17 protein-coding genes and 1 pseudogene are annotated in these 15,739 nt (G+C 71.9%); 7 read left to right on the forward strand and 11 right to left on the reverse strand.

Translation table 11 applies throughout. The annotated features are described in order from the left end of the window. Positions 1 to 54: 54 nt before the first annotated feature. A complete protein-coding gene (locus tag MKL01_RS12990; RefSeq protein ID WP_243905638.1) occupies positions 55 to 687 on the forward strand; it encodes a pyridoxamine 5'-phosphate oxidase family protein in 633 nt (210 codons plus the stop codon). Here the strand turns inward: MKL01_RS12990 and MKL01_RS12995 are convergent. Beyond that, complete coding sequence (locus tag MKL01_RS12995; protein ID WP_243905639.1) at positions 681 to 914, reverse strand: hypothetical protein; 234 nt, start codon at positions 912 to 914, stop codon at positions 681 to 683. The two genes, MKL01_RS12990 and MKL01_RS12995, sit on opposite strands and share 7 nt — an antisense overlap. A gap of 218 nt (positions 915 to 1,132) precedes the next feature. Between MKL01_RS12995 and MKL01_RS13000 the strand changes: the two genes are divergently transcribed. Both MKL01_RS13000 and MKL01_RS13005 read left to right on the forward strand, forming a co-directional pair. After that, a complete protein-coding gene (locus MKL01_RS13000) occupies positions 1,133 to 1,459 on the forward strand; it encodes a hypothetical protein (RefSeq protein ID WP_243905640.1) in 327 nt (108 codons plus the stop codon). 74 nt (positions 1,460 to 1,533) lie between these two features. Next, positions 1,534 to 1,794, forward strand: a complete 261-nt coding sequence (locus tag MKL01_RS13005) for a hypothetical protein (RefSeq protein WP_243905641.1) — start codon at positions 1,534 to 1,536, stop codon at positions 1,792 to 1,794. A 72-nt stretch (positions 1,795 to 1,866) separates the two neighbouring features. Here the strand turns inward: MKL01_RS13005 and MKL01_RS13010 are convergent, their stop codons facing one another. The 9 genes from MKL01_RS13010 to MKL01_RS13050 form a co-directional block, all read right to left on the reverse strand. Further along, the gene (locus MKL01_RS13010) at positions 1,867 to 2,535 is read right to left on the reverse strand and encodes an SOS response-associated peptidase (RefSeq protein ID WP_243905642.1); all 669 of its coding nucleotides are present in this window, start codon (positions 2,533 to 2,535) and stop codon (positions 1,867 to 1,869) included. A gap of 277 nt (positions 2,536 to 2,812) precedes the next feature. Further along, a complete protein-coding gene (locus MKL01_RS13015) occupies positions 2,813 to 3,985 on the reverse strand; it encodes a zinc-dependent alcohol dehydrogenase (protein ID WP_243905643.1) in 1,173 nt (390 codons plus the stop codon). 306 nt (positions 3,986 to 4,291) lie between these two features. Further along, positions 4,292 to 5,551 (reverse strand): cytochrome P450, encoded by a 1,260-nt coding sequence (locus MKL01_RS13020; RefSeq protein ID WP_243905644.1) that lies wholly within the window; start codon positions 5,549 to 5,551, stop codon positions 4,292 to 4,294. Next, positions 5,544 to 6,869, reverse strand: coding sequence for an NAD(P)/FAD-dependent oxidoreductase (locus MKL01_RS13025; RefSeq protein ID WP_243905645.1), 1,326 nt, complete (start codon positions 6,867 to 6,869; stop codon positions 5,544 to 5,546). Before MKL01_RS13025 ends, MKL01_RS13020 begins: the two co-directional genes overlap by 8 nt. After that, entirely contained in the window at positions 6,866 to 7,078 is a 213-nt protein-coding gene (locus MKL01_RS13030) for a ferredoxin (RefSeq protein WP_243905673.1), read from the reverse strand. The genes MKL01_RS13025 and MKL01_RS13030 overlap by 4 nt, the downstream gene beginning before the upstream one ends. Positions 7,079 to 7,101: 23 nt before the next feature. Further along, on the reverse strand, positions 7,102 to 8,427 hold the full coding sequence (locus MKL01_RS13035) for a nucleotide disphospho-sugar-binding domain-containing protein (protein WP_243905646.1): 1,326 nt from the start codon (positions 8,425 to 8,427) through the stop codon (positions 7,102 to 7,104). A gap of 307 nt (positions 8,428 to 8,734) precedes the next feature. Beyond that, the gene (locus MKL01_RS13040) at positions 8,735 to 9,367 is read right to left on the reverse strand and encodes a TPM domain-containing protein (protein ID WP_243905647.1); all 633 of its coding nucleotides are present in this window, start codon (positions 9,365 to 9,367) and stop codon (positions 8,735 to 8,737) included. Continuing rightward, positions 9,357 to 10,160 (reverse strand): TPM domain-containing protein, encoded by an 804-nt coding sequence (locus tag MKL01_RS13045; protein WP_243905648.1) that lies wholly within the window; start codon positions 10,158 to 10,160, stop codon positions 9,357 to 9,359. Before MKL01_RS13045 ends, MKL01_RS13040 begins: the two co-directional genes overlap by 11 nt. Positions 10,161 to 10,169: 9 nt before the next feature. Next, positions 10,170 to 10,805 carry a LemA family protein gene (locus tag MKL01_RS13050; protein ID WP_243905649.1) on the reverse strand — a complete coding sequence of 212 codons (636 nt, stop codon included), beginning with the start codon at positions 10,803 to 10,805 and terminating at the stop codon, positions 10,170 to 10,172. A 216-nt stretch (positions 10,806 to 11,021) separates the two neighbouring features. On the opposite strand from MKL01_RS13050, the gene MKL01_RS13055 reads away from it, so the two are divergent. The 4 genes from MKL01_RS13055 to MKL01_RS13070 all read left to right on the forward strand — a co-directional run bounded on the left by MKL01_RS13055 (position 11,022) and on the right by MKL01_RS13070 (position 14,880). Continuing rightward, a complete protein-coding gene (locus MKL01_RS13055) occupies positions 11,022 to 11,396 on the forward strand; it encodes a hypothetical protein (protein ID WP_243905650.1) in 375 nt (124 codons plus the stop codon). 168 nt (positions 11,397 to 11,564) lie between these two features. Continuing rightward, entirely contained in the window at positions 11,565 to 12,758 is a 1,194-nt protein-coding gene (locus MKL01_RS13060) for a CaiB/BaiF CoA transferase family protein (protein ID WP_243905651.1), read from the forward strand. Further along, positions 12,755 to 13,681 carry a hydroxymethylglutaryl-CoA lyase gene (locus tag MKL01_RS13065; protein WP_243905652.1) on the forward strand — a complete coding sequence of 309 codons (927 nt, stop codon included), beginning with the start codon at positions 12,755 to 12,757 and terminating at the stop codon, positions 13,679 to 13,681. The genes MKL01_RS13060 and MKL01_RS13065 overlap by 4 nt, the downstream gene beginning before the upstream one ends. Positions 13,682 to 14,472: 791 nt before the next feature. After that, positions 14,473 to 14,880, forward strand: coding sequence for a MucR family transcriptional regulator (locus tag MKL01_RS13070; protein WP_243905653.1), 408 nt, complete (start codon positions 14,473 to 14,475; stop codon positions 14,878 to 14,880). A 256-nt stretch (positions 14,881 to 15,136) separates the two neighbouring features. Here MKL01_RS13070 and MKL01_RS13075 read toward each other — a convergent pair. Next, positions 15,137 to 15,661: pseudogene (locus MKL01_RS13075) on the reverse strand (inorganic phosphate transporter); the annotation flags it as partial. Between the last annotated feature and the right edge of the window lie 78 nt (positions 15,662 to 15,739).

Genomic DNA, 15,739 nt, shown 5'->3' on the forward strand with positions numbered 1-15,739 from the left:
GCTTGAGGCGGGTGGCCGCGCCCGCCAGTCGGGCCGGGCTGCCAGGAGGTTCGCATGAACGGCCAGTCCCCCGAGCCATCGACGATCCGCGACGCGGCGGAGCTTCGGGCGCAGTTCGGCACCGTGGGGCCGCTGGCCGCCCACAAGGTGCTCGACCACATCGACGATTACGGCCGCCGGTTCATCGCGCTGTCGCCGTTCCTGGTGCTGGCGAGCGCGGACGCGTCGGGCAACGTCGATGCGAGCCCGCGGGGCGACGCCCCGGGCTTCGTCGCCGTGCCCGACGCCCGAACCCTGGTGATCCCGGATCGCCGCGGCAACAACCGCATCGACACCTTCCTCAACCTGCTGGAGAGTCCAGGAGTCGGGCTGATCTTCATGGTGCCGGGGATCAACGAGACCCTGCGGGTGAACGGCACCGCTGCGATGACCCAGGACGCCGACCTGCTCGACAGCATGAGCGCACAGGGCAAGGTGCCGGCCGCCGGTCTCGTCGTGCGGGTGCGGGAGGCGTTCTTCCATTGCGGCAAGGCGATGATCCGCTCGGGACTCTGGGATCCGGAACGGCACGTCGGGCGCAGCGCCTTTCCGAGCCTCGGCCGCATCCTCGCCGACCAGACCGCGGCCGCGACCGTCCCGGACGCGGAGGCCATGATCGCCGACGCCTACCGGACGCGGCTCTACTGAGCGGCCCGGCGACCGGCCTCGATGACCGGAGGTCCGTACGGGGCCCCGGCCTCGGCCGTGCCGGTGGGCAGGCCGATCCGCTGGCAGAGCACGGTGCCGAGGGTCAGGCTCAGCATCAGCGCGGTGGCCGAGAGCAGCACCGTGGTCGCCCGGGCATAGGCGCGGCCGGCCTGGATCAGCAGGCAGCCGAAGGCGAAGATCGTGAAGGCCGGGAGCAGGTGCTGCACGCGCTGCGTCCTTTCGAAACGGGATTCGCGGAAGGGGCCGCCGGGCTTGCGGCAAGAACCCGCGATCGCGGCGGACGGGGGGGGCGGCTTGCCCCGCCGGTCGGCGCGTCGCGGACGGTCGCTTCGGACCGGCCGGTATCGTCCCCGGACGGCGTGAAAACGCGGTTAACGTCGGGTATAGGGTGCGTCCCGAAGGTCGGATCGCGAGGGGATCCCGCATGAGCGTGTCGAGGATTTCGGGATCGGCGGCCGATCGCGCGCGGCCGGGTCCGCCTGCGTCGCGCGATACGGCGGCGCTCGGGGCCGGGGCCGTCGGCGCCGGCGCCGTGGGTGCCTCGGCGGTGGGTGCGCTCGCGATCGGGGTCGCGGCCCTCGGCGCGGTGGCGCTGGGCGCCTTCGCCATCGGCCGGCTCTCGGTGGGCCGTGCCCGGGTCGGATCCCTGCAGGTTGGCGCGCTTCAGGTCGATTCCCTGGCGGTCGGATCGCTGGACATCGACACGCTCACGGTGCGCGCGCGGCGGGATGGTCCGGGGGCCGCGCCCTGATGCCGGCTCGGGCCGACCCCTTTCGGCGAAGCCGCCCCCTGAGGCGTCGGGGAGACGTAGGAGGACATGTGGCGATGACCGATCCGAAACCGCCGTTCCGCCCCGCGGAGGCCGTGGATGTCCTCGGCGAGATCGAGGGGGACTTCGTCCTGCCGCTCTGCCTGCCTCAGCCCAACCTGCTGGTCGGCGAGGATCTGGCGGTCGTCGTCCTGGACACGATCCACGGCCAGCGCGTCGGCCTGCCCCTCAGTCCGCATGGTGTCGCGGACCTGCATGCCGTGCTCGGGGAAGCCCTGCGGCTGCTGCAGGCCCGGGACGGCGGCCCGGTCCAGTGACGGTGATCGGGGCACGAACCCGCGGGCCCTCGGATTCCGTGAGCGACTGACCGCGCGGGAGCCCGGCTCGGCTCAACCCGCGGCGTCCGATTCCGGGTCGTCCGACCGGGCCCCCCGGGCCACCTCCCGCATCTCCGAGTCCGGCAGCGGCCGCTGCAGCCGGAGGGCCTCGGCCGTGGGCGCTTCGAGCCACGTCGCCCATTCCTCCGGCTTCGTGAGCAGGACCGGCATCGCCTTGGGATGGACCGGGCCGACGACGCCGTTCGCCTCCGTGGTCAGGAAAGAGAACAGCCGGTGCTCCTCCGCGACCCGGTCGGGGTTCTCGCGCTTCGTCCCCCGCACGCCCGTCCAGGGCCGCCAGATCCCCGCGAAGGCGAAGAGCGGCCGGTCTGCGTCCAGGGCGAACCAGACCGGGATCTTGCGGGGCTTGGCATCGGCGTATTCGCTGAAGGCGGTGACCGGCACGAGGCAGCGATGGGTGACCCCGAGCCAGGGCCGCCAGTGCGGGCTCGCGACGTTGCGCACGTTGGTGATGGGATGCTCGCCGAACGCCTTCGGCCCCGGCATGCCCCAGCGCATCATGGCGAGATCGCGGCCGGACGCCCCGTTCAGCACCACCGGCGCCAGCTGGTCGGGGAAGATCGCCGGCAACGGCGGCAGGTTGCCGGTCCGGTCCTGCGCGATCCCGAAGGCCCGGCGCAGGTCCGCGGGGCCGGTGCGCAGGCTGTAGAGGTTGCACATGGCGGCTCCGGCCCGTTCCAGCGTCTCCCGTGCCGACGGGTCGCCCGGGGCACCGTGCGCCTCCCGATGGGCGACGCGCAGCGGGAAGACGCGGCGCGCGGGGAGCCGTTCCCCCGCGCGCCGCCGTCGAGATCGCGCTCGCCACTGCGTCCGGCCGCACGGTCCTGGCCTGGATCGAGCCGATCGCCTCCACGGTCTCCCAAGCGGCCTCCGGGGTCCAGGCGATCCGGGACCCGACCTGCCGAGGCGGGTGACGCAGATCCCTGGTCCAGGCGGTTCACAGGTGGAACACCACCTTCACGCAGCCGTCCTTCTTGTCCCGGAAGGCCTTGTAGAGGTCCGGCCCATCCGCGAGGTCGTGCGAGCGGTGGGTGATCAGGGAGGTCATGTCGATCTTGCCCTCCTGGATCAGCTTGGTCAGCGTCTCGAGGTAGCGCTTCACGTGGGTCTGGCCGCTCTTGAGGGTGAGGCCCTTCTGGACGATCGAGCCCATGTTGACCGGCAGCGGCCCGCCATAGACGCCGGGCACCGAGACGATGCCGCAGGGGCGCACCGCCTTGATCGCCTCGGCCAGCGCGTAGGGCCGCTCGGTGGCGGTCAGCTTCTCCTGGACGGTGGAGAGCATGCCGGTGAGGCCGCCGTGGCCGGCGCTCGCCTCCATGCCGACGCAGTCGATCACCGCGTCGGCGCCCTGGCCCTTGGTGATCTCCTTGATCCGCTCGAACACGTCCTCGTTCACGAAGTCGATGATGTCCGTGGCGCCGGCCTTCTCGGCCAGCGCGATGCGCTCCGGCACGGTCTCGATCGCGATGATGCGCTCGGCGCCCATGATCTTGGCCGACTGGATGGTGAAGATGCCGACCGGCCCGGCACCCCAGATCGCGACGGTCTCGCCGCCCTGGATCTCGCAATGCTCGGCCGCCTGCCAGCCCGTGGGCAGGATGTCGGTGAGGAACAGGACCGACTCGTCGTCCATGCCGTCCGGCACCTTCATGGGCGCCACGTCGGCCATCGGCACCCGCACGTACTCGGCCTGGCCCCCCGCGTAGCCGCCGGTGAGGTGCGAGTAGCCGAACAGGCCGGCCGTCGTGTAGCCGAACTGCGCGGCCGCCATCTCGGCGTTGCGGTTCGAGCGCTCGCACACCGAATAGTTCCCGAGCTTGCACTGCCGGCAGGCGCCGCAATTGATGTTGAACGGAACGATGATCCGGTCGCCCTTCCGGAACTTGGTGAAGCCCTGGCCGACCTCGACGACCTCGCCCATGAACTCGTGGCCGAGGACGTCGCCCGATTCCATGGTGGGCATCAGCCCGTCCATCAGGTGCAGGTCCGAGCCGCAGATCGCGCAGCTCGTCACCTTGATGATCACGTCGCGGGCATCCTCGATGACCGGGTCCGGGACCGTGTCGCAGCGGATGTCGTTTCGTCCGTGCCAGCACAATGCCTTCATGGCGATGATCTCCAGATCGTGTCGGGGAAAGGCCGGGAACCAGCCGTCTCCGGGATAAGCCCGCGCCGGTACGGCCAAGTTCCGTCCAGGATCTGCCTCCCGCCGTCGCGGCTGCCGCGCGCGGGGCGGTGGGGTCGTGGCCGCGCGGTCCCGTCGCCGCACGCCCGGTCCGGAGTGGAGCGACGGGCGCGGCCGCATGGGAGCAGCCGATGCGCCAGGTTTACAAATGTTTCACGTGAAACGTCGGCATTCAGGTCTTGTTTACCGGCGGATCCCGGCAGTCCCCGCGCCCAAACGCGTATCCGTTCAGGCGACGGCGTCCACACCGATATGGAGCTGCTCCGGACCCCGGAGCGATGCGCCCGGCCGATAGGGCGGCGGATCGCGCAGCAGCCGTGGGGCGACGAGGCGACGGCTCAGTGCCACCAGCGCGACCTCGGCCTCGATCCGGGCCAGCGGTGCGCCCACGCAATAGTGCAGGCCGCCGCCGAACCCGAAATGCTCGATATCCGCGCGGTCGGGATCGAAGCGGTCGGGTCCTTCGAACCGGTCGCGGTCGCGGTTCGCGGCGGCGAAGAGCAGGATGACGGGCGCACCCTTCGGGATGGTCTCGCCGCGCAGCGCAATCGTGCCGAGCGCCTTCCGGGTCCGGAAGTGCACCGGCGGCTCGTAGCGCAGGACCTCCTCGATCAGTCGCGGCGCGCGGGCGGGATCGGCGCGCAGGCGCTCCAGTTCCTCCGGATGGCGCAGGAGCGTCAGCATCGCATTGGTGATGAGGTTCACCGTGGTCTCGTGACCCGCGACCAGGAGCAGGATCGCCGTCGAGATCAGGTCGAAATCGCTCATCCGCTTCTTGCCGTCCGGTCCGGGCGCGGCCAGGCCGCTGAGCATGTCGTCCGCCGGGCGACGGCGTTTCTCGCGGATGAGATCGCGCATGTAGTCGGAAATCGCGTCGAAGGCCGACACGGTGTGCCGACGGGTCTCGATATCGTGGCGCGCGTCGGGCTCGAGGGCGGTGGCGAGCTGCGTCGCCCAGGCCTGGAACCGCGGCTCGTCGGATGCCGGCACACCGAGCAGCTGGCAGATCACCGAGACGGGCAGCGGATAGGACAGGTCGTCGACGAGGCAGATCTCGCGGCGCCCGCGGCACGCGTCGAGGAGGGCGTCGACCTCCCGGGCCACGCGATCGCGCAGGCCCAAGACGCGCGGGATGGTGAATTCGCGCATCACGGCGCTGCGCAGTGTGTCGTGGTCGGGCGGGTCGCGGAAGATCAGCGGCCTGTGGGCCGTGGCGATGCGGCTGCGGATCGGGTTGACGATCCAGTCGCGGATCGGATTGCCGGTGGCCGGCCGCTTGAACGGCGGCAGGTCCTCCGAGCTGAGCCGCGGATCGAAGATCAGGGCCCGGATCGCCGCATGGGTGCTCACCACGTAGCTGCCGTCGCGCTGGCGCGAGACCGGCCGCTCCCGCAGCCGGGCATAGAGCGGATACGGATCGGTCCGGTTGGCCGGATCCATCACGGCGGCGAAGAGCGAGTCGTGCGGGGAGGGCGTGCCGTCAGACATGCGCGACCTCTGGGCGGCGGGCTGCCGGGGCGCCCGCGCGCGGCGGCGGGAAGCCCGGGGACGCCGTCTCGATGCGGGGCTGGTCGGTGGCGTCGGTGATCGGCGGGAAGGCGCCGCCGCTGAGGATCGCCTCCGTGTAGGCCGGCAGCCACCGCGCCTCGTCGAAGGACAGCGCCGCGATGCTGCGCCCGGCGCGTCCGTAGACGGCGAGGAAGCGCCGCGATGCCCGCGAGCCCTGCACCACCGCGACCGACTCCGCACCCGCCGTCAGGCCGACCAGTTTGATGTTGATGCCGAACTGGTTCGACCAGAAGGCCGGCAGGTGCTCGTAGGCGCGCTGATCGTCCGGCCCGGCCAGCATGTTGCGGGCGGCGTGGGCGGCCTGCTCGACGGCATTGCCCCAATGTTCCACCGAGACCAGCCGTCCGCCGTAGAGCCGGATCGGCCAGCGGGCGACGTCGCCGGCCACGTAGATGTCCGGGCAAGCCGTGCCATCCGCCGCGCGGGCCCGGCAGGCCGCGTCGCAGGTCACCCCGCCGGCATCCGCCATCAGGCCGGCCCCCGCGAGCCAGCCGGTGGCACGGGTCGCGCCGAGCGCCGCGATGACGAGGTCGGTCTCGATGGCGCTGCCGTCCGCCAGCCGGGCGCGGACCACGCGGCCCGCATCATCGCCCTCGAAGGTCTGCACCGACGTGCCGGGGCGGAATGCGGCGCCGGACTCGCGCAGGCAGGCGGCGATCACCGCGCCGACATGGGTTCCGAGGCTCTTGGCGAGGGGTGTCGGGTTCGGGTCGACCAGGGTCACGGAGAGGCCGAGGTCGCGCAGGCATGACGCGGCCTCGCACCCGATGAGCCCGCCGCCGACGATCAGCACCCGGCGCGGGCCGGCGACCAGGGCGGACCGCAGGGAAGCCGCGTCGTCGCGGCCGCGCAGGGTGTGGATCCCGGACAGGCCGCCGCCGGTCTCGGCCGGCCAGGGCCGGGCCTCGGCGCCGGTGGTGACGAGCAGCTTGTCGTAGGCCAGCGTCGTCCCGTCGGCGAGGCGGATCGCCCGGGCTACCCGGTCGAGGGCGATCGCCGCATGGCCCAGCCGCCAGACGGCACCCAGGGCCGCCAGTTCCGGCAGGCGGGTTGCGCCTGCCTCCAGAGCCCCGGCCAGCACGTGCTTCGAGAGCGGTGGCCGGTCGTAGGGCCGGTGCGGCTCGGCGCCGACGAGGGTCAGCGGACCCGCGTAGCCGCCCCGCCGCAGGGCTTCCGCGCCGCGCAGGCCCGCCAGCGACGCGCCGACCACGACGATGCCGGCGGGTTCCGGGCTCACGGGGCGTCTCCGTCGTCCGCGCCGGCCTGCAGCCTGATGGCGCGGACCGGACAGGCCTGAACCGCCCGCTCGATCGCTCCGCGCTGCCCGGCCGGCGGCGTGGGATCGTAGAACAGGATCTCGTGGCCGCGGAGCACGAAGGCGTCGGGGGCCGCGTAGCAGCACTGCGCGTAGCCCTGGCACCGGTTGAGGTCGACGACGACGCGCAGCGCGCCCGGCCCGCCGATGGGTTTCACGCCGACCTCGCCGACGGGACCGCCATGCCGGGGCCGGCGCCGCGCACCGGCCCGGCGTTGGCGCGGTCGTCCAGAGCCGTCAGGATGCCGGTCATGGCGTCCCGGGCCTCGAACGCCGCCCGCATCGCCTCGGCGCGCCGTCGAAAGGCGGGTTCGTCGAGGACGCGGGTCACCGCCGCACCGAGCGCCTCGACGCTGGGCGTGTTGGTGGCGAGGTTGAGGCCGACGCCGGACCAGCCGATGCGCGCGTTGACCTCCGCCTTGTCCTCGGTGAGCCCGGCCGAGACGATCGGCACGCCGGAAGCGAGCGCCTGGGAGACGCTGCCGTAGCCGCCGTTGGTCACGAGCACGCTCACCCGGGGCAGCAATTCGCGGAACGGCAGGAAGCACGAGACCCGCGTGTTGGCCGGGATCGCCTGCAGCGCCGAGACGGGCCGCCCCCCGGTGGTGGCCAGGACGAGGAGGTCGTCCCGGTCGGCCAGGGCGGCGAGCGTCGGCTCGACGAGTTCGCCGAAATCGTCATTGGCCAGGGTCCCCTGCGTCACCAGCACCACGGGCTTGCCCGCCGCGTTGGCCGCCTCCAGCTCAGGCCACCAGTCGGGCAGCGGAGCCGGCGGGGCCGGCGGCTGGAGCAGCCCGATGAAGCGCAATCCGGGTGGCAGCGCGCCGTAATCGTACTCGAAGCCCGGTACGGTCGGCTGGAGGAACAGGTCCGGCAGCACGACGATGGAGTGCGGCAGCGAGGCCGGCAGCGGCGGCAGGCCGAGCGCGGCGAGCTTGCCGTCGGCGTAGGCGCGCACCGGATTGGCGAAGGCCGCGTCCATGCCGGCCTTCAGAGCCGCGTAGCGGACCCGCTCGGCCTGATCCCGCGCGGGCGGAAGGCCGAGGCCGACCGGGGCGTGGTCCGGCCGCTCCAGGAACAGGAAGCTGACGTTGACCGTGACGATCGGCGGCCGCGGCGCGGTGTCGAGGAGCAGGGGCAGGACGCCGAGGAACATGCTGCCGGCCACGATCACGTCCGGCCCCTCCTCGGCGATCAGGCGCCGGAGCGTGGCGGCCTGCACCGGCATCGGATCGATGAAGCGCCGCTCGAACTCGCGCCGGTAGCGCTCCGGCCCGGCGGGCAGCGCGGTCTCCCGGTATTCGGCCGCGTGATCGTCCGGATAGGCCGTAAAGCGCAGGCCCGCCGCCTCGACCCGTGGGCGGAACGCCGCGTCGGTCAGCACGAGGACCTCGTCGCCGCGCGCGGCGGCGGCGCGGCCGATGGCGAGCAGCGGGTTCACGTGGCCGGTGAGCGGCGTCGCGGCGATCAGGATCTTCATCACGGCCTCCTTGCGCGAGACCGGCGGCGCCGGCATCGCCCCCTGCCGGGGCTCGGCACCGTCGACCCGGGGGCCTCCGGGGCCCTCGGTACGTCGGTTCCGTCAGGTAAAATCGTCGCGTGACCAGCCGCGTTACCCGCCAGGAGAGCTCCTCGTGCGGCAGCGCACAAAATCCGCGCCCGGAGACTGGTTGATGTCATCAGATTTCAGGGGTGAAAACAAGCAACGTGCCGACCCATCGCCGTCGAGGTCGCGGCGGACCGTCCGCGTCATCACGGCGGGCGGGTCCGGTTCCCGGCCGCGCCGCTCAATCGACCACGATCACCCGGTTCGGCAGTTCGTCCGGATCGTCGGCCCCGGCCGGGAGATGCTCGGCCAAGCGGGCGCCGACCCGCTCCACCGCCGCCGTCAAGCCGGCCTCGATCGCGCCGCGTCCCAGGCTCCGGACGAGATCGGCGAGGATCTCGTCCCAGGCCTCCGGCGGGATGCGTCCCAGCACGCCGAGGTCGGTGACGATCTCCGCGTGCCGCTCGGCGAGCGACAGGTAAAGCAGCACGCCGGTGCGGGATCGGGTCAGGCTCAGGCCCCGGGACCAGAAGGCCCGCTGGGCCGCCTCCCGGGCTCGGGCCCGGCGCAGGCCGCGCGGCACCAGGGCGGTGCGCAGCCGCGCCTGCTGGCTCGCCAACAGGAGCGCGGCCACGAGGCCGGCCTGCGCGAGCAGGATCGCGGTCGCGCTCCAGGCGGTCCACGCGAGCAACGGCCAGGGGAGGATCAGCGCGGCCACGAGCGTCGCCAGCAGCATCGTTGACCGGTAGGCCCCGGCCTGCGCGCTCACCATCACGACGATCTCGCCCGACGTGCCGGCCTCGGCGCGCGCGACGGCCCGGGCGAGACGCATCCGCGCCTCGGGGGTCAGCACATCCGTGACTCTACCAGTCACCCGAGGCTCCCCCGCCGCCCGACGATCCGCCCCCGCCGGAGAAGCCGCCCCCGAACCCCCCCGACGATCCCCCATCCGAGAAGCCGCCACCCCAGCCGCCCGATCCGGGACCGGGCAGGATCACGATGCCGCCCCGGCGCCCCGCGCCACCGCGGCCGCCTGCTCGGTTCATGCGCCAGGCGACGAACAGCACGATCAGGAACAGGCCGATGAACACCGCGACCTGCGCGGGATCGACCTCGTCGGCGCGGACCTGCGGCTTGCGCTGCCACTCCTGCGCGTCGCCGGCCAGGATCGACAGGATGCCGTCGACGCCTGCGTCGAGGCCGCCGGCATAGTCGCCGGCCTTGAAGCGCGGCGTGATGGCGCTCGCGATGATCACCCGGGAGAGCGCGTCAGTGAGCGCGCCCTCAAGCCCGTAGCCGACCTCGATCCGGACCTTGCGCTCCCGGGGCGCCACCAAGAGGAGGACGCCGTTGTTGGTCTTGGCCTGCCCGAGCTTCCAGGTGCGGAACAGGCGGTTGGCGAAATCCTCGATCGTCGTGCCCTGGAGGTCCGGGACGGTGGCCACCACCACCTGATCCGAGGTCTTGTCCTCGTGCGCCTTCAGCTTGGCGTCGATCCCGGCGCGCTGGTCGGGCGTGAGGATGCCGGCCGCGTCGACCACGCGGCCGGTGAGCGGCGGGAAAGTCAGCGCGTCCGCCAGCGCCCCGACCGCGTAGATGGCCAGGCAGGTGGCGATGACCGCGAGGGCCAGGGCGAGCCTCACCCGTACCGGGATGCTCTGACCCATGGCCGGTCCCTAGAACTTCACGTTCGGCGGCCGGTCGGCATTCGGCGTCGCCGTGAAGGTCTCCATGGGCTTGGCGTCGGGATAGAGGAACGCGGCGATCCAACGGCCCGGAATCGTGCGCACCTCGGTGTTGTAGGCCTGGACCGCCCCGATGTAGTCGCGGCGTGCCACCGCGATCCGGTTCTCGGTACCCTCGAGCTGGGATTGCAGCACGAGGAAGTTCTGATTCGACTTGAGGTCGGGGTACTTCTCCACCGTCACCAGCAGCCGTCCCAGCGCCCCGGAGAGCTGGTTCTGCGCGTCCTGGTATTCCTTGAACTTCTGCGGGTCGCTCACCGTGGAGGCGTCGACCTTCACGCTCGAGGCCTTGGCGCGCGCCTCGGTGACGCCGATCAGCACGTCCTTCTCCTGCTGGGCGTAGCCCTTCACGGTCTCCACGAGGTTGGGGATCAGGTCGGCGCGGCGCTGGTACTGGTTCTGCACCTCGCTCCAGGCGGATTTCGCCTGCTCCTGCAGAGTCGGCACGCGATTGATCGCTCCGCAGCCCGACAGGCCCGTGGCCGCCAGGATCAGCGTGAGCACGCCCAGGAGGCGCGCCGCCGCGGATGTCTGGCGCAGGGCGCCGGCCTTCAGCGTCGTTCCCATTCCGTCCCCCGTTCGCCGGATCGTGCCCGGCCGGTTGATCACAGAACCGAGAGATAAGGGCGCGAACCGCCAAGGTCAGCCCCCGCCCCGTCCCGTCTCCGAGGTTTGTGATGCGCGCCGGTGAGGCCGGCGGCAACGGACAGCGCCGCAGGACGTTCGGGATATCGGGCAGGATGGCAGGCCAGGACGGCGGGCAGAGCCGCGCGGAGACCGGGGATGGATGCAGAACTCGCCGACCACGTCAGGGCCGCCGCCGCGACGGCCCGGCGCTGCGCCCTGGCCTTTCGGGCGCCCACCGGCAAGGACGCGCTGCCCTGGTCGGTCATCGAGGCGTACGACGCCTGGATCCGCGGCCATGTCGAGCGCGACCCGCGGATCGAGGAAGAGCGCGATCGGGTGCTGATCGCCGCGGTGAAGCTCGCCGAGACCCCGGTCGAGGAGGGCGAGGACACCGTCGCGGCGGCGCGCACCCATCTCGTCGCCGCGATCGACGGCCTGGAGCGGGCGGTGATGCGCTTCGGCCTCGTCAACCGTCAGGGCGCGAAGCTCGGCCACGGCACCCACGGCCAGCCGGTGGGCTCGCGGGACTGAGCCTTGGCGATTCCCGGCCGCGGCGGGGGCGGATGCCTTCGGAACGACCGGCCGCTGCGACCCCGGGGGTCCCGGTTCTCCGTCGGCGGACCCGGGCGGGTGCAGGGCGTTTGGGCTTGCCCTGCGGAACGGCGGTCACCAAACAGAGGATCAAACAGGGAGATGAGAATGTCCGGCCCGCTCAGCGGTATCCGTGTTCTTGAACTTGGCCAGCTGATTGCCGCGCCGTTCGCGACGCGGCTGATGGCCGAGTTCGGTGCCGAGGTGATCAAGGTCGAGGCCCCCGGCGAGGGCGACCCGCTGCGCAAGTGGCGCAAGATGCACGAGGGCACCTCCCTCTGGTGGTATCTGCAATCGCGCAACAAGAAGTCGATCGCCATCAATCTGAAGTCGCCGGACGGTCTCGCGGTGGTGAAGGACCTTGCCCGGAGCGCCGACGTGGTGGTGGAGAACTTCCGCCCCGGGGGACTGGAGAAGCTCGGCCTCGGCTGGGACGTGCTCTCGGCCCTCAACCCGAACCTGGTGATGGTGCGGATCTCGGGCTACGGCCAGACCGGCCCCTACCGCGACCGGCCGGGCTTCGGCGCCATCGGCGAGTCGATGGGCGGCATCCGCTTCACCACCGGCAGTCCCGACAGCCCGCCCGCCCGCGTCGGCGTCAGCATCGGCGACACGCTGGCCTCGCTCCACGGTGTGATCGGCGCGCTGATGGCCCTGCTGCGGGTCAAGACCGGGCAGGGCCCCGGGCAGGTGGTCGACGTCTCCCTGGTGGAGAGCGTGTTCAACGTGATGGAGAGTCTCGTCCCGGAATACGACCTTCTGGGCGAGGTCCGCACCCGCACCGGCGGGGCGCTGCCGGGGATCACCCCGTCGAACACGTATCCGACCCGCGACGGCGGCTACGTGGTCATCGCCGGCAACAGCGACCCGATCTTCCGCCGGCTGATGACGGCGATCGGCCGGCCCGATCTCGCGGAGGATCCGGCCCTGCGCAACAACGACGGCCGTTCCAGGCAATCCGCCATGCTGGACGCCACCATCGCGGCTTGGTCGCAGACCAAGACCGTCGAGGAGGCGCTCTCGATCCTCGACGCCGCGGACGTGCCGGCCGGCCGGATCTACTCGGTGGCCGACATCGTGGCCGACCCGCATTACCAGGCCCGCGCCATGATCCTGCAGGCGGAACTGCCCGGCGGGACCCGGGTCAAGATGCCCGGCATCGTGCCGAAGCTCTCCGACACGCCGGGCGAAGTGCGCTGGCAGGGCCCGGCGCTCGGCGCCCACACCGACTCGGTGCTGTCCGAACTGGGTCTCGACCCCGCGCGCATTGCGGCCCTGCGCGCGAAGGGAGCGGTGGCATGAGCGAACGCCTGATCGTCCAGGAGGTCGCCACCCGCGACGGTTTCCAGATCGAGCCCGTCTTCGTGCCGACGGCCGACAAGGTCCGCCTGATCGACGCCCTCGCGGCGGCGGGCTTCAGCCGGATCGAGGTCTCGTCGTTCGTCTCGCCGAAGGCCGTGCCGGCGCTCGCCGACGCGGCCGAGGTCTTCGCCGGGATCCGGCGGCGGCCCGGGACGGTCTACGTCGCCCTGGTGCCGAACCCGAAGGGCGCCGAGCGGGCGCTGGCCGCCAAGGTCGACGAGATCAACCTCGTCGCCTCTGTGAGCGAGACGCACAACCGGGCCAACATGGGCATGAGCCCGGCCGATTCGATCGCGGGCTTCGCGCGGATCATGGATGCCGTGCAGGGCGCGCCCGTCAGCACCAACGCCACGGTGGCGACCGCCTTCGGCTGCCCCTTCGAGGGCGACCAGCCGGCCGACACGGTGCTGGCGCAGGTGGAGCGTTACCTGTCGCTCGGCGTCGACGGGGTGACGCTCGCCGACACCACCGGCATGGCCAACCCCCGGCAGGTGGCCCGGCTCGTGGCGCGGGTCCTGCCCCTGGTCGGCCCGGGGCGCCTGACGCTCCACTTCCACAACACGCGCGGCCTCGGCCTCGCCAACGTTCTGGCGGCTTTCGACGCGGGCGCCCGCCGCTTCGATGCGGCGCTCGGCGGCCTCGGCGGCTGCCCGTTCGCCCCCGGTGCCACCGGCAACATCTGCACCGAGGACCTGGTCAGCATGGCCCACGAGATGAGCGTGCCGACGGGGCTCGACCTCCCGGCCCTGATCGGCCTGTCGCGGGACCTGCCGCGCCTCGTCGGCCACGACGTGCCGGGCCAGGTCGCCAAGGCCGGACGGCCCTGCGACCTCCATCCGGCCCCCGCCATCCAGGCCGTCTGACCGCGCCGTCGGCGGGCCGTCCATCCGAGGCCGGGCGCAAGACACGCCCGCGACGACCCGGACGGCGGCCTTCCGCGTCCGCGACGCCAACCTGTACGACAGAGCCGCCGTGCCGCCGACCTACGCTCCGGCACGGCCGGGCGTCGGTGTCGCCGCGTCGTCCGCAGGTTCCGGGCCCTGCCGGCTCGCCGTGTCGCCGACCCCGTCGCAGCGTCCTCGCGCCGATCGACGACACGCCCGACCGGTCCGGCGGCCGCGGCGGCGCGGCTCTTGGTGGCCTCCGGTTCATGGCCACCGTGCCGGGCCGGTCGTGCCCGTTGATGTGCCGGGTCGTTTCGGGCGTCGCCGCGGCGTGCATCGCCCAATGGAGGGCCGGACGCGGGGGCGCTCGGGGAAACGAGCGGCCGCGACTTCGATAATGAACATCCGCGCGTCGCGGCGGCTGAGCATGGTCCATACCATGCGCCCGTAAGGCAGTTCTCACCTAAACTGGAAACTGGTCTGCGGCGGGATGCGGGTGCCGAAAACCGCGGATCAATTAGTAAATTTTTGCTTTCGCGGTCGCATTCGCGCCGGAGGGCAAAAAACCCCGCGCCGCGGGACAAATGCCGATCCACGCATATTGTATAAGATCTGCATTCTCAAGAACGGCCGGAACGGCGCCTTGAGACGAGACGTGCGTCGCGGTCCCGTCGGGCTCCGCGACCGCCCGAAACCAGGCCGGCGCTCGGGCGGACAGATCGGTAACAGCCGGCGTTCCGATTGTGCAACATCAGACAGCGAATGCGACGATGAACAACTTCAGCGAAACTCCCACATCTTCGACGTTGGAACAGGTCGGCGCGATCGTGGCGGCTTACGTCTCCCGCAACGCGGTGGGTGTCGCCGACTTGCCGGTCCTGATCGATCAGGTGCACGCCGCCATCTCGGTCCTGCAGGGACGCACCTGCGGTTCGCAGGACGTCGATCTGGCCACACCGGAGGTGAAGGCCTCGATCCAGCAGGACGGTCTGATCAGCTTCATCGACGGCCGGTCGTACAAGACCCTGAAGCGCCACCTCACGGCGCACGGCCTCACCCCCGAGCGCTACCGGGCCAAGTACGGCCTGCCGGCCGACTACCCGATGGTCGCCCCCGGCTATGCCGCCAAGCGCTCGCAGATCGCCAAGGCGATCCAGCTCGGCCACAAGGCCGGCTGAGCGTGGCGCCCGGTCGGTCGAGCGCGCCGGCTCCAAGATCGGAACCGTGCCCGGAACCGTGCCCGGAGCCGGCGCGCCTGGAGGTCCTGGAACGCCTCGCCACGTCGCTCGGCGTTCCGGTCGCGGCCTTTTTCCCTGACGCGAGCCTACCCGATTCGGCCCTCGTCCAGGCGGCCGAGCTCGTCACCGCCTTCGCGGCGATCGCGAGCCCGGCGGCGCGGCGCACCTGCCTGGCCTTCGTGCGGGCAATGGCGAGTTACTGAGGCGTCGGGGGGCGCCTCAGGAGGTCGGGCCGGCGGCCGCGCGTTCCACTCAAGCGGGGGGGGGCGCGGCATCCGGCCCGGCCGCATGAGAACACGCGGCGGAAGATGAAGAACAGCGTGACGGCGATCCGGATGGCGGCCGGGCGCGTCATGATCCGGGCCAGCGCCATGTTGCGCCCGGCGGACGCCTGGAGGCCGGAGCCGTTGGCCGCCAGGGTCCCGGCGACGCCCGCGGTGCCGTCGCCGCTGCTCATCGGCTGCTTGGCGAGGCCGACGCCGAGCACCGCGCCGATCAGCGCGTGCGATGACGAGTTCGGCAGGCCGAAGGCCCTGGTCCCGAGGTTCCCGACGATCGCCGCCAGCATCAGCGCGAAGATCATCGCGTATCCGGCCCCCCAGCCGACCTGACGGATCCGTTCGACGGGCCGCAGCGTCACGATGGCGTAGGCAACCGCCCCCGACGAGAGCATCACGCCGAGGACGTTGAAGGCGCCCGGCCGGATCGCCGCCACGAGCGGCAGCCATTGACGGTATTTGAAAACAGCATTCATGCGCGGGATAAATTGTTTTGCGCTGAATATATGATCATTGAAGTT

The organism is Methylobacterium sp. J-070 (assembly GCF_022829385.1).
In the GTDB taxonomy this organism is placed as follows: domain Bacteria; phylum Pseudomonadota; class Alphaproteobacteria; order Rhizobiales; family Beijerinckiaceae; genus Methylobacterium.